Source organism: Picosynechococcus sp. PCC 11901 (assembly GCF_005577135.1).
Classification (GTDB): Bacteria; Cyanobacteriota; Cyanobacteriia; order Cyanobacteriales; family MRBY01; genus MRBY01.
The window spans coordinates 2,073,065-2,085,157 of sequence record NZ_CP040360.1; the positions used below are offsets into that span (position 1 = coordinate 2,073,065).

Genomic DNA, 12,093 nt, shown 5'->3' on the forward strand with positions numbered 1-12,093 from the left:
TACCACGACAAATAAAGGACAAGCTTCCTTTGAGGATACAGAAGATGACGATCCTCTGTCTGGTTCAGATCAGACTTTAAAAAAATATCGATCTGTGTTATTTTGTTCGGAATATTTATTTGCTCTATAAAATACCGTTTTTAATCTCTCTTCAGCATTCACAATTTTCCCCAATCTCCACAGCAACCCAGCGATCGCTGGTGCTGGGAAATACGAGGCCTTGGATTTTTCCCTGGCTTGTTTTATCTGTTAACTTCCACTAGGGATTTTTTGCTGAACGTGACTACGACTCCACTCCAAAAACCGATTGACGCCACCAATACAGGCAATAGTCTTCAACGCCAAATCATCGTTATCTTAGATTTTGGCTCCCAATACTCTGAACTAATTGCCAGAAGAATTCGCGAAACGGAAGTTTACTCTGAGGTCATTTCCTATCGCACCAGCGCCGAACAATTGCGGCAACTTAATCCCAGCGGCATCATCCTCTCCGGTGGCCCCAGTTCTGTCTATGACGACTATGCCCCGGCCTGTGACCCTGAAATTTGGAATCTTGGGATTCCTGTCCTTGGGGTCTGCTACGGGATGCAGCTAATGGTGAAACAACTCGGCGGTACCGTCGAGCGCGCCAAGCACGCAGAGTATGGCAAAGCATCAATCTTTATCGATGATCCCACCGATCTGCTGACCAATGTGGAGGAAGGCTCCACCATGTGGATGAGCCACGGGGACTCCTGTGTGCACCTGCCCGAAGGGTTTGAAATTTTAGCCCATACGGACAATACTCCTTGTGCGGCGATCGCCCACCATGGCCGCCAACTTTACGGGGTGCAGTTCCACCCAGAAGTGGTTCATTCCCAGGACGGTATGGCCCTGATCCGCAACTTTGTTTATCACATTTGTAAATGTGAACCCACCTGGACCACAGAAGCCTTCGTTGAAGAAGCAATTCGTGAGATCCGGGCCCGGGTCGGCGATCAACGGGTACTCCTAGCCCTTTCTGGAGGCGTTGATTCTTCTACCTTGGCCTTTTTGCTCCACCAAGCGATCGGCGATCAACTGACCTGTATGTTCATCGACCAAGGCTTTATGCGGAAAGGGGAACCGGAACGCCTTGTGGAAATTTTTGATGAGCAATTCCACATTCCCGTCGCCTATATCAACGCCCGCGATCGCTTTATCGACAAGCTCAAAGGGGTTACCGATCCCGAAGAAAAGCGCCGCCTCATTGGCCACGAATTTATCGCCGTCTTCGAAGAAGAATCAAAACGCCTTGGCCCCTTTGATTACCTCGCCCAGGGGACTCTATATCCCGATGTAATCGAATCGGCGGATACCAACGTTGACCCCAAAACGGGAGAACGGGTCGCGGTCAAAATTAAGAGTCACCACAACGTCGGCGGTTTACCAGAAGACCTGCGCTTTAAATTGGTTGAACCCCTCCGCAAACTCTTCAAAGATGAAGTGCGTAAGGTAGCAGCCAGCATTGGTTTGCCCGAAGAAATTATTCGCCGTCACCCCTTCCCTGGCCCTGGCCTCGCGATTCGGATCATTGGCGAAGTCACCGCAGAACGGTTAAATATTCTCCGGGATGCAGACTGGGTTGTGCGGGATGAAATCAAAAAGCAAGGGGTTTACAGTGATTTTTGGCAAGCCTTTGCGGTCTTACTACCGATTCGTAGTGTGGGTGTGATGGGTGATAAGCGCACCTATGCTCACCCCGTCGTACTGCGGATGATTACCAGTGAAGATGGGATGACAGCGGATTGGGCTCGCCCTCCCTATGAGCTTTTGGAAACCATTTCTAATCGCATGGTGAATGAGGTGAAAGGGGTTAACCGCGTGGTCTATGACATCACTTCTAAGCCTCCTGGCACCATCGAGTGGGAGTAACTACATCTCCTTAGCTCCTCTTCAGGAACACCCATCTAGCTCCCCTCAAGGGGAGATTGAGAGTCCCGCAGGTTAAAACTGTTGGGGCTTTTTTCTTTGGGAGCAACCGATCTTGCTTAGGCGGCTCGTGGTAAAAAAACGGAAAATGTTGTGCCTTGATCTTTGCTTTCAACGGTGATTTTGCCTTTATGGTTTTTGGCGATCGCCGCCGCAATGGCGAGACCCAGACCTGAACCAGTGCTACTTTCCCCGGGGTTTGTCCGGGCGGGATCAAGACGATAAAAACGGTCGAAAATATTGGTCAAATTTTCGGCAGGAATACCGATGCCATTATCTTTAACCGTCACTTGGAGGGTTTCTCCGGTTGTCCGCCCTGTTTTCTCCTTAAGGGCCATGGTAACGGTAATTTGCTTGGGTTTGTCACCCCAGTCTCCTGGAAAAGCATAGGCGATCGCATTGCCGATCAGATTTGTAAAGAGGCGCGCCATCTGATCCCAGTCTCCCAAGATGAGATAGGCTTCTTCTGTGGCATCCCCTTGAATATCCAACTGCAACTCAATTTTTTCCTGACGGCAGATGGCCCGTTGTTCTTCAATGACCTCCAGCAATAGAGCATCCAGGGGTAATCGTTCAAATTCCGCCTGAAGTACCCCACTATCACTGCGGGCGAGAAATAAGAGGTCATTCACTAAACGGCCCAACCGTTGGGTGAGTCGCTCGATCACCTTGAGATTTTGTTGGCGTTGGTCGGGATCTGGGTAGGCGATCGCCATTTGGACATTGGTTTGGATCATCGCAATGGGATTACGCAACTCGTGGGATGCATCCGCCGTAAATTGCCGCAATTGTTGATAGGAATCCTTTACCGGTTCGATGGCAATGCCAGACAGTAACCAGCCAATCACCGCCCCACAGGTAATCATGATTACGATCCCCAGACTGAGATCAAGGACTAATTTGCGAATTGGTCGCGTCACCTCAAACCAAGGATGGCTCACCCGTAGATACCCTAAAACATAGCGATCCACTTCGAGGCGATCGGTGATTTGTCGCAGAAGATAATCATCACCCAGACGTACCGTTTCCCCCCGGGGGTGCCACTCTAGGGGCAAGACTAATGGTTCAGAAAAAGTAGACCAGAGCAATTCTCCGGCGGGGTTAAAAAATTCGAGGTCAATGCGGTCATCCTCGACGGTGGGGGACTGTTGCCGAAAGCTGGCTTCTAAATTGATGTGATAGCCCACAGGATCATCTGGCTCAATGATCAGCGATCGCTCTACCACTTCCACTACGTGCTTTAGGGTGTCATCGATGCGTTCAATAAGGGTATAGCGCACATAAAAATAAACCCCCGTCGCGAAAACCAAAAGCAACACTGCGGTGATCGCCGTGTACCAGAGGGCCAGACGATTACGGGTGGTTTGAAACATTACTGCTGCGCCGCTTGGATCAACTCTGCTCCCACAGGAGTCCCAACGAAACCAAGGAAAGCCTCCACCTGGGGGGAAGCAGGTTCTTGGTAGGCGTAATAAAGGGTGCGGGTGTAGGGATAGAGGTCTGATTCTGGGGTTACCCCATCAATGGGCACTGTTCTAACGGTTTGCTGATTGGCGATCTGGCTGTAGGTGGCATAACTGATCCCGTCTGCGCCCAGGGCCTGCAAAATCGGCGTGGTAGCGTCCTGTTCCAGATTGGTGAAATTAGGGCCATTCCCGAAGTTTGAGCCGTTGAGTACCGTTTCTTGGAAAGTTTGGTAAGTACCACTCACTGGAGGGCGATTAATAACCCGAATTGTTCCCGTCGCTTTATCGGTAATCGCTGACCAATCGGTGAGATTCCCTTGGAAAATGCCCTGTACCTGTTCCCCAGTCAGCCCTGTACTAAAGGGATTTTCCTTGGCGACCACAATGGCAATGGCATCGGTGGTAACGGCGATCGCCTTGAGGCCCTGTTGCATTTCCTCCGGCTGGAGGGGGCGGGAGATCGCCGCGAGGTCAATATTTCCCGCCAGCAGATCTTCAAGTCCCTTACTCGACCCATTAGCGGTAGTTTCGACACGGGTCTGAGGATATTGCAACTCGAACCGATTTTTTAGGGCGGTGTTAATCTGCACCATACTGGTAGAGCCAGAAATTTTTACCACCGTCCCTGGGGCCACTGTTGCCGGTGGACTGAAGGGATTATCTGTAGCTTGGGAACCTGGGGCGATCGCCCCATCATTATTTCCCGTTTCTGCGCCATTTGGGGCCAAACCCTGAAAGCCAGAACGATTTAAAAACCACCAACCACCGCCCCCCAGAATGCCTAGGGTAACGATGAGGGCCAGCATCAGGGGCAACGTATCATTTTTTTGGGCCATGGTTGCTCTTGTTGCGTGCATGGAATTTGCCTTCAGGATACCGTAATCACCCCGAAGGCGCACCGCACAGCAGCTAATCAATTTTCCTAGAAACGCAGTTAATTATTATTCGGCACGGGGCGGAACGGATAAAGGAAATTCAACAGGGGGAAAAGATTCCGCGATTGTACCCAGAGCTTACCCTTGCCACTGAAACGACAAACTAAGCCTTCTCCGCCGAGAATCCCTGTGCGCAGGCTCCGGAAAGATAAGCCCCCAATCATTTCCACGTTGTATTGCAGCGTATCCTCAAAGGCGACAATGTAGCCCGTATCCACCACATAATCCCCCTCTACAGGAATTTCAATGATCGCCCCGTAGGAACTAAACCAAAAATCCCCTTGGCCCGATGCCCGCAGGAAAAAGATCGATTCCCCCGTAAAGAAACCCTTCAGCCCCTGGAATTTGGTGTCAAGATCCACCGAGGGACTAGAAGCCACAAAGCCCGAAGACTGCACCATTAAACTTTTAGAGCCGTCCAAATGGTAGTAGGTCACATCCCCCGGCACCCCCGGCGAGATATAGAGTTCCCCGGCAGTATTTCTAGCAGTAAATTCACTGATAAATAGGGATTCTCCACTGAACATCCGCCCGATGCCCTTCATCAAGCCCCCCCGCATCTTCGACTTCATCTCAATGTTGGCATCCATTGCCGCCATCGCCCCCGCCTCTACGAGCAGGGTTTGGTTGGGCGGTAAGGTCACAATGAGCGAGGCATAGGAGGGATTATTTTCAACGCGAAATTCAAACTGAGACATAATTTTTAAGCACTTTCAGCACTGGCTTCAAAGGACAACTTAACGGGGTGGTAATTGGGAACCAACCAGGGAACCAAAGGCTCCGGGATTGTGGGTTTGGCAGTACAGTTTGCCCTTGCCTCGGAAGCGACAGACTAACCCTTCTCCGCCGAGGAATGCCCCAATCCAAGAGGGATTTGCTTTACCCACGGTGAAGCTCAGGCTCTTTTCAAAGGCAACGATATGGCCTGTATCCACGACGTATTCGCCATCCACATCCACTTCGTAAATGGCCCCAAAGGACGTCACCAGCAAAGGCCCTTGGCCACTGATGCTGAGCCAAAAGATAGATTCACCTGAAAAGAAGGATTTAAAGCCTTGCCAACCGAGATCAATATCCACATTGGGGCCAGAGGCAAGGTAGGAAGAAGCTTGGACAACAAATTCATCGCCCCGCATTTCGTACAGGAGGAGATCCCCCATCAGCTTGGGGGCAAACCAAATTTCACTATTGGGTAAGGGTGCTCGAAAAACGCTCAGAAAGAGGGATTCTCCGGCAAGCATCCGTTTTAGTCCTCCCATGATGCCGCCCCCTTTGCCTTTGCGGAGGGTCGTGCTGGCATTGATATTGCCGCTCATGGCAACCATAGCACCGGCTTGGGCAATGATTTCTTCGCCAGCGTCGAGGGTGACATGGGCGATCGCATTATCTGGTTGATGTAAGAGTTTAATTTCCATAGCTACCCCCTAACGACATTTGGGACGTAAAAAGCCCACAAGACCTGACACACTCCGCGATTGGAGGTAGATTCGGCCACGGCCTTTGAGTTTATTCACCAGACCTTCGCCAGAGGTGAGGGAACCAAATAAGCCTCCAGACATCCGAATATTCATGGTGATGCCCGGATCGTAGGCAACGAGGTGGCTGTTATCGACGATAAATTCACCCTTGATGTGTCTTTCGATGATGCCGCCATAGCACCCGTAAAAGACCCGGCCACTACCTGTGAATTGCAGCTTGAAGAGACCTTCCCCCGCAAACCAACTGGCAAAGCCAGCCCAACGGATTCCCATTTTTGCGCCGGGGGTATGGGCAATGTAAGCACCGGGCTGAAAACAGATCGGCCCCTGGGACAAATCAATGCGGTGGATATCACCCACCATTGACTGGGTTAAAATGACGGTCTGGGGCCGCTGACTTGTGTTGCGATAAACATTCACAAACAGGGATTCTCCCCCAAATAACCGACGGAGAATCGCCGGGAAAAATCCCCCCGAAAATTCAGTTTTCATTGAGATTCCAGCATCCATGCTGACCATTGCACCGGATTCGGCTGTGACCTGTTCGCCGGGTTCGAGGGTGACAAATAGACAAGCAAAGGCGGGTTTATAGCGGATTTCGTATTTCACCGTGACTCTACCTGATAAGAGTTTGAATAAACTAGCCCAATACAAGCTAATTCCCCTTATTTTTAGCAGGGCAATGGGAGTGAAGAAATGTTTGTTAAGGTTGCTTAATATTCAAGGAAATCATCCTCGACAGCGGCGATCGCCTCAAAATGTTAAGATATGTGAAGAAAGTCTCATTTTCAAAAATATCTATGTTTTCTCCAGAACCCGCCGATGAAAAGCAACTTTTAAAGGCCGTGCTGGCCCCGCTTTTGGATGATTTTCTCTACTGGTTCGATCTATCCCTAAAAGCCCTCGAAAAAAAATCCTTAAGTTTTATGGCCCCTGCCGAACAGGAGGATTTAATCGCCCGCATTCGCCAGGCCCAGGGGGAGGTAATGGCGACTAAGTCGCTTTTCCAAGCCACCGATGGCAATGCTGGGGTCGATGTTCAGGTGCTGATGCCCTGGCACCAATTGGTTTCTGAATGTTGGCAAGTGGCCCAAAAGCGACGTCAGTTAGAAGGAGAGGCCTAATTATTCGATACTGGATTATGCTTGGCCCTACCGTAAACAATCATGCCTGTGACGTTTGAATTGGCTCCTTGGCGATCGCCCCTAGCCCGGGCCTTACACCGGAATAAAAGTCAGCCCCACCACCGCTTTTTTCAGTTGGCCACCGTAACGCCGACAGGAAAACCCAGGAATCGCACGGTGGTTTTTCGGGGGTTCCTCGAAGGAAGCAATGACCTCAAAATTATTACGGATCAGCGCAGTGAAAAAATAAGTCACCTCGCTACTTGCCTCGATGCCGAAATTGCTTGGTATTTCACCAAAACCCGGGAACAATTTCGCTTTAGTGGTCAGATTAAGCTGGTTACAGCAGCAAGCTCTTCATCACGACTAAATCGCGCTAGACAGCAGACCTGGCAAGCCCTTTCGGATACGGCCCGGGCTCAATTTCTCTGGCCCCAGCCTGGCGATCGCCGCAGTGAAAATTTAGCTGATTTCCAGCCAACCGCAGTGAATGATCAAGAACCCGTTGTTAACTTTGTGCTTCTCCTTTTTCAGGTGACGAAAGTAGACCATCTAGAATTGCGGGGTAATCCCCAAAATCGCTTTTCATATGACCTCACAGCCGACGGTACTTGGCAGCAAAAAACAGTTAATCCCTAGGGGGCAGAAAGCCATATTTTTGTAAAATGGCCTGACCTTTTTGACCCAGAATAAAATCGATAAAAAGTTGCCCTTGGGTTTGCTTGGGTGAGACTTTAATTGGGGCGATCGCATACAAGATTGACCCTGTTAATTCTGGTGCAAAAGATTCAATCACTCGCAAATTAGGTTGCTGGAGAATATCTGTTTGGTAGACAAACCCCGCCGTTGCCGATTGATTTTGGACATAGGTTAAAACTTGCCGCACGTTCTCTCCAAAAACTAATTTTTGGAACTGCTCTAGGGTTTGGTAAAGCTGGGGATATTTTTCTAAAAGATTGGCGGCATATCGTCCCGCTGGTACTGTTTTTGGATTACCCAGGGCTATTTTTTTGACATCCTCACCCGCTAAATCTTCCAAACGATTCAGTTGCGGTTGGCTTTGGTAATTTTGAATCAGAACGAGTTGATTTTCCGCAAAAATTTGGACTGCCTCTGCTGCGACAAACCCTTTTTGGGCCAAGGATTCAACGGGTTCCAAGGCCGCACTAGCAAAAATGTCAATGGGAGCTTGTTGCTCGATTTGCCTTTGCAACGTCCCGGAAGCAGCGGTATTAAATTGAATTGAAATGTCTGGATACTGTGTTTGAAACTCGGTACGAATCTCTGCCATGACATCGGTCAAGGAAGCGGCGATCGCCACCACTAAAGTTTGCCCAGAATTATCAAAAGTACAACCATGTAGATTGATTACAAGGGCAATGCTTAGACCCAAAACAAAATGTGGCAGTTTGAATTTCATCCCACTAAGGCACTACCTAAACCTTGGAACATCAACCAAGATAGGAAAAAGTTAGCAATAAAAATCGCTAGTAGAGATGTAACAACGGCCGTTGTTGTCGATTGTCCTACGCCCTTTGCTCCTCCAGTTGTTGTCAAGCCCCAACTGCAGCCAATGACGGCAATTAAGCCCCCAAAAACAACAGATTTAATCATTGCACTGATAATGTCCCAATATTCTAAAAAACTCTGGGCCGAGTTGATAAAAATTGACTGGGGAATTTGATATAAATTTATGGCGATGATTAACCCGCCAGCCATCCCCGTGAGGAGCGATAAAACAGTCAATAAAGGCAACATCAAACAGCAGGCCAAGAAGCGGGGGACGACCAAATAATCAATCGGATCCGTGCGTAAAATATGCAACGCATCGATTTGTTCAGTGACGCGCATGGTGCCAATCTCCGCTGCAAAGGCCGAGCCGACACGCCCCGCCAACACCACCGCCGTTAATACAGGGGCTAATTCCCGGGACAAGGAAAGACCCAAAACGCCCCCCACTGCCGTGCCTGCGCCGAAGTAAATAAATTCCCGCGCCACCTGGATGGTAAACACCATACCGACAAACCCAGCCGTGACTAGGGCAATGAGGAGGGAATCAGGCCCCACCGCCGCCATCTGTTCAATGGTAATGCGTCGGTTGAAGCGCCCCCGCAGGAGATGTACGATGACTTGCCCCCCTAGAAGGGTTGCGGCAACTAACCGCTCAAACCATTTCCCAAGGGAACTTTTTGATCTGCGTTGGCTGGTCATAGGTGATCGGATGGGACAACTGAAAATAAAAAAAAGGCAAAGGGAAAAGGCGATCGCCAAACTTTATGCAAATTTTATGGGCACTAACGCCATTGCCAAACCATATTACGCCTCATCCGTGGATTCTATGCGGAATCGCTCCACAGAAGCCAGGAGATCCCGGGCGATGCCCACCAACTTTTGTAACGATCCAGCCACCCGTTGGGATTCTCTTGAGGTTTCCTGGGCCGTTAATTCCACCGATTGCATGACCTGGGCCACAGCACGGGAATTTTCCCGCTGTTCAACGGTATCCGCCGTAATCGAGCGCACTAGAGCATCAATGCGGTTCGAGACCTGAATAATATCCTCTAGGGATTGTTTCGCCTGTTCAGCCCGTTTAGTCCCGTCAATAACCTGCTGGGTACCCTCCTCCATTGCAATCATTACCGAGCTTGTTTCACTTTGGATTTGTAAAACAATTTGCTCAATTTCCTTCAGGGCTTTGGCAGAACGGTCTGCCAACTGACGGACTTCATCGGCCACAATCGCAAATCCTTTACCAGACTCCCCTGCCCGGGCCGCCTCAATGGACGCATTCAATGCCAGGAGGTTCGTCCGGGACGCAATTTGGGAAACCACTGCAACAATTTTAGAAATTTCCTGGGAAGATTCGGCTAGACGTTTTACCTTACGGGCTGTTTCGGCCACCGTTTCTCGAATCTGTAAAATCCCCGCCACGGTGTGCTCTACGGATTCTCCCCCCTTGAGGGCCGTACTCGAAGCGGTTCGGGCCACCTCCTCCGCTTCCCGGGCATTTTCTGCAACCCGCTGGATCGAATCGGTCATCATCTGTACGGAGTTGAGGGTAACGGCCAATTCTTCAGCTTGGCGGAGGGCATCACTGGATAGACCCCGGGCAAAGGATTCACTATCGGCGGCGTTTTTATTCACCTGGCGCGCCGCTTGTTTAACCTGTTGAACAATTTCCCGGAGATTTTGAATGGTGAGGTTAAAGGCGTCGGCGACGGCCCCTAAGACATCGGCAGTAACCTCTGCTTGGACGGTAAAGTCTCCCCGGGCGGCCCCTTCCACGTCATCAAGGAGGCGGATCACCTGGCGCTGGAGGTCTTCTTTGGACTGTTCTGTTTCTTCGGCTCGCCGCTGGGCCTCACTGGTGGTATTTAAAATAACCCGGGCCATTTTATTAAAGCCCGTGGCTAAGGCACCAAACTCATCCTCCGCAAAAACCGTTGCTTTGACATTGAGATTCCCCTGGGAAACCGCGTCGAACTGGTTTTGTAGGTTGTCAGTGCTGCGTTTGATCTGTCGGGTTGTTAACTTTCCAAAAAAGAGGGTCGTACCAAAGCTGGCTGCCCCGGCCAATAAGCTGGTGAGTAAACCTGTTTTGGCCACAGGCCAGAGGGCTTGGGGCCGTTGTTCGGCTGGGGTGGTTTGAAATACGCCCACTGTCACAATCAAAGTGGCGATCGCCGATGCGGCAGCAGCACCAGTCGCAGTGAACAATTGTTTTTTCTGGAGAGGAACATTTTCAAACCAAGCCAAATAACCTTTGGGGTTTTCCGCGACAATTTCCTGGGGTTTATCAGAAACAGTAAAATCTGTCCCTAGACCGCCAGAGAGACTATCCTCCCCTAGGGTGATAAATAGGCTGTCGTCTTCGGTGAGGCCCAATTCTTCGGGAAAATCATCAAAATTAAACTCCCCTGAGGTCGTCGGTGTTTCTAGGGGCGCTTCAAACAGACCTGTATCTGGCATTTTTTGGTCATCATCGAGAATATCCGAACCGAGATCACCAAAATCATCTAGATCCTGTTCGTTAAGAATGCCAAATTCCTCTAAAAAGCCCCCTTCATCCTGTTTTGGTAGCGCTTCTGGTTCTTCATCAAATAGTTCTGCCCCAAGGCTACCCAAGCTAATTTCATCGTCAAAATCTGCCGCCTCATCAGGGGAGAGGGAGTCAGGTGCAAAACTTGGGTGCGCTGGCTCATCAAATGTCAATGCGTCTGCATCGGCTGAAGGAGGATTTTCGAGCCAAGTGGGGGACTTACTTTCAAAGCCGAGTGGTGCAGTATCCACTGCATCAAAATGGTCTTGATCTGCTGAAATTCTGCCATTTTCATGGGTCGGTGACCAATCTAAATCGAAAGGAGATGTATCTTCGCTCCCTAGGAAATCTCCGTCTTCTTCTAGGCCAGCCGCACTATCGAATTCAACCAATTCGTCTTCGTTAAATTCAATGAATTCGCCAGCCTCTGCCTCGAAAAAAGGATCATTAAGGGACTGATTTAAACCTGGTTCAGGGGAGCGATCGCCGGGGTGGGGCACTAAAAAAGTTTCTTCATCTTCCGGGAAATTTCTCAAGGGCAACTCTGGTTCTGCCCATTGTTCTGAATAATCATCCGCCGAAATTGGTTGTTCCCCCGCTGCTGTGACAAAGTTTTCTGGGGAGTTATATTCTGCTGCAAGCGGATAATCTTCTGGCTGGGTGAAGGTCGGCTGTCCACCGCTGGTTTCCCGGTGACCATTGACTTGATCGCTGTAGGCATTGACCTGGGTCAAACCTTGACGAGCGTATTCATGGTAATCCCGCTGGTTAGTGACATCCAAAACCCGATGGTAGAACGCGGAAGCCCGCCCTAAATCTTGTAAACCAAGGGAAATATGGCCACTTAAAAGGAGCAAATGGGGATCGTCCGGGTAATCTTTGAGTAACCGATTGGCGATCGCCTCTGCTTCAGGCAAATTATTCTGATAATAGGCCTTCTGGGCCTCAGCATACTCCTTTGAATAATCAGTGGTGCTGGGCGGCATCGGGTTCCCTCCTGGACTGGCGCATTTTTAGGATTATCTTACTGAGCGCTGCACAAACTTTTTAACGGATGCAAAACGTATTTTTAATGTAATCTACTTTCTCGCAGATCACAGC

At 50.0% G+C, this 12,093-nt stretch carries 11 protein-coding genes; 3 read left to right on the forward strand and 8 right to left on the reverse strand.

The window, feature by feature from the left end:
• Positions 1-270: 270 nt before the first annotated feature.
• Positions 271-1,893, forward strand: coding sequence for a glutamine-hydrolyzing GMP synthase (gene guaA, locus FEK30_RS11005; protein WP_012306981.1), 1,623 nt, complete (start codon positions 271-273; stop codon positions 1,891-1,893).
• 116 nt (positions 1,894-2,009) lie between these two features.
• Here the strand turns inward: guaA and FEK30_RS11010 are convergent, their stop codons facing one another.
• The 5 genes from FEK30_RS11010 to FEK30_RS11030 form a co-directional block, all read right to left on the reverse strand.
• Complete coding sequence (locus FEK30_RS11010; protein ID WP_138073207.1) at positions 2,010-3,323, reverse strand: sensor histidine kinase; 1,314 nt, start codon at positions 3,321-3,323, stop codon at positions 2,010-2,012.
• Positions 3,323-4,252 (reverse strand): substrate-binding domain-containing protein, encoded by a 930-nt coding sequence (locus tag FEK30_RS11015; RefSeq protein WP_138073208.1) that lies wholly within the window; start codon positions 4,250-4,252, stop codon positions 3,323-3,325. The genes FEK30_RS11010 and FEK30_RS11015 overlap by 1 nt, the downstream gene beginning before the upstream one ends.
• A gap of 98 nt (positions 4,253-4,350) precedes the next feature.
• A complete protein-coding gene (locus tag FEK30_RS11020; protein WP_062433810.1) occupies positions 4,351-5,049 on the reverse strand; it encodes a TIGR00266 family protein in 699 nt (232 codons plus the stop codon).
• A gap of 39 nt (positions 5,050-5,088) precedes the next feature.
• Positions 5,089-5,766, reverse strand: a complete 678-nt coding sequence (locus tag FEK30_RS11025; RefSeq protein WP_012306985.1) for a TIGR00266 family protein — start codon at positions 5,764-5,766, stop codon at positions 5,089-5,091.
• 9 nt (positions 5,767-5,775) lie between these two features.
• The gene (locus FEK30_RS11030) at positions 5,776-6,438 is read right to left on the reverse strand and encodes a TIGR00266 family protein (RefSeq protein ID WP_099237651.1); all 663 of its coding nucleotides are present in this window, start codon (positions 6,436-6,438) and stop codon (positions 5,776-5,778) included.
• Positions 6,439-6,629: 191 nt separating this feature from the next.
• On the opposite strand from FEK30_RS11030, the gene FEK30_RS11035 reads away from it, so the two are divergent.
• Both FEK30_RS11035 and FEK30_RS11040 read left to right on the forward strand, forming a co-directional pair.
• On the forward strand, positions 6,630-6,953 hold the full coding sequence (locus tag FEK30_RS11035) for a DUF2605 domain-containing protein (RefSeq protein WP_138073209.1): 324 nt from the start codon (positions 6,630-6,632) through the stop codon (positions 6,951-6,953).
• 42 nt (positions 6,954-6,995) lie between these two features.
• Positions 6,996-7,592 (forward strand): Npun_F5749 family FMN-dependent PPOX-type flavoprotein, encoded by a 597-nt coding sequence (locus tag FEK30_RS11040; protein WP_138073210.1) that lies wholly within the window; start codon positions 6,996-6,998, stop codon positions 7,590-7,592.
• Here FEK30_RS11040 and modA read toward each other — a convergent pair.
• From modA to FEK30_RS11055, 3 genes are all read right to left on the reverse strand, one after another.
• Positions 7,582-8,346: a molybdate ABC transporter substrate-binding protein gene (gene modA / locus FEK30_RS11045; protein WP_168191144.1), complete on the reverse strand. Its 765-nt coding sequence runs from the start codon at positions 8,344-8,346 to the stop codon at positions 7,582-7,584. The genes FEK30_RS11040 and modA overlap by 11 nt on opposite strands.
• A 23-nt stretch (positions 8,347-8,369) precedes the next feature.
• The gene (locus FEK30_RS11050; RefSeq protein ID WP_012306990.1) at positions 8,370-9,164 is read right to left on the reverse strand and encodes an MlaE family lipid ABC transporter permease subunit; all 795 of its coding nucleotides are present in this window, start codon (positions 9,162-9,164) and stop codon (positions 8,370-8,372) included.
• 105 nt (positions 9,165-9,269) lie between these two features.
• Positions 9,270-11,978 (reverse strand): methyl-accepting chemotaxis protein, encoded by a 2,709-nt coding sequence (locus tag FEK30_RS11055; protein WP_138073212.1) that lies wholly within the window; start codon positions 11,976-11,978, stop codon positions 9,270-9,272.
• Positions 11,979-12,093 lie beyond the last annotated feature (115 nt).

Excerpts from the sequence above, each read along its gene's own strand:
- FEK30_RS11035 (WP_138073209.1), top strand. The coding sequence starts at position 6,630 with ATGTTTTCTCCAGAACCCGCCGATGAAAAGCAACTTTTAAAGGCCGTG.
- FEK30_RS11055 (WP_138073212.1), bottom strand. The coding sequence starts at position 11,978 with ATGCCGCCCAGCACCACTGATTATTCAAAGGAGTATGCTGAGGCCCAG.
- FEK30_RS11020 (WP_062433810.1), bottom strand. The coding sequence starts at position 5,049 with ATGTCTCAGTTTGAATTTCGCGTTGAAAATAATCCCTCCTATGCCTCG.
- FEK30_RS11050 (WP_012306990.1), bottom strand. The coding sequence starts at position 9,164 with ATGACCAGCCAACGCAGATCAAAAAGTTCCCTTGGGAAATGGTTTGAG.
- FEK30_RS11010 (WP_138073207.1), bottom strand. The coding sequence starts at position 3,323 with ATGTTTCAAACCACCCGTAATCGTCTGGCCCTCTGGTACACGGCGATC.
- FEK30_RS11015 (WP_138073208.1), bottom strand. The coding sequence starts at position 4,252 with ATGGCCCAAAAAAATGATACGTTGCCCCTGATGCTGGCCCTCATCGTT.
- FEK30_RS11040 (WP_138073210.1), top strand. The coding sequence starts at position 6,996 with ATGCCTGTGACGTTTGAATTGGCTCCTTGGCGATCGCCCCTAGCCCGG.
- FEK30_RS11025 (WP_012306985.1), bottom strand. The coding sequence starts at position 5,766 with ATGGAAATTAAACTCTTACATCAACCAGATAATGCGATCGCCCATGTC.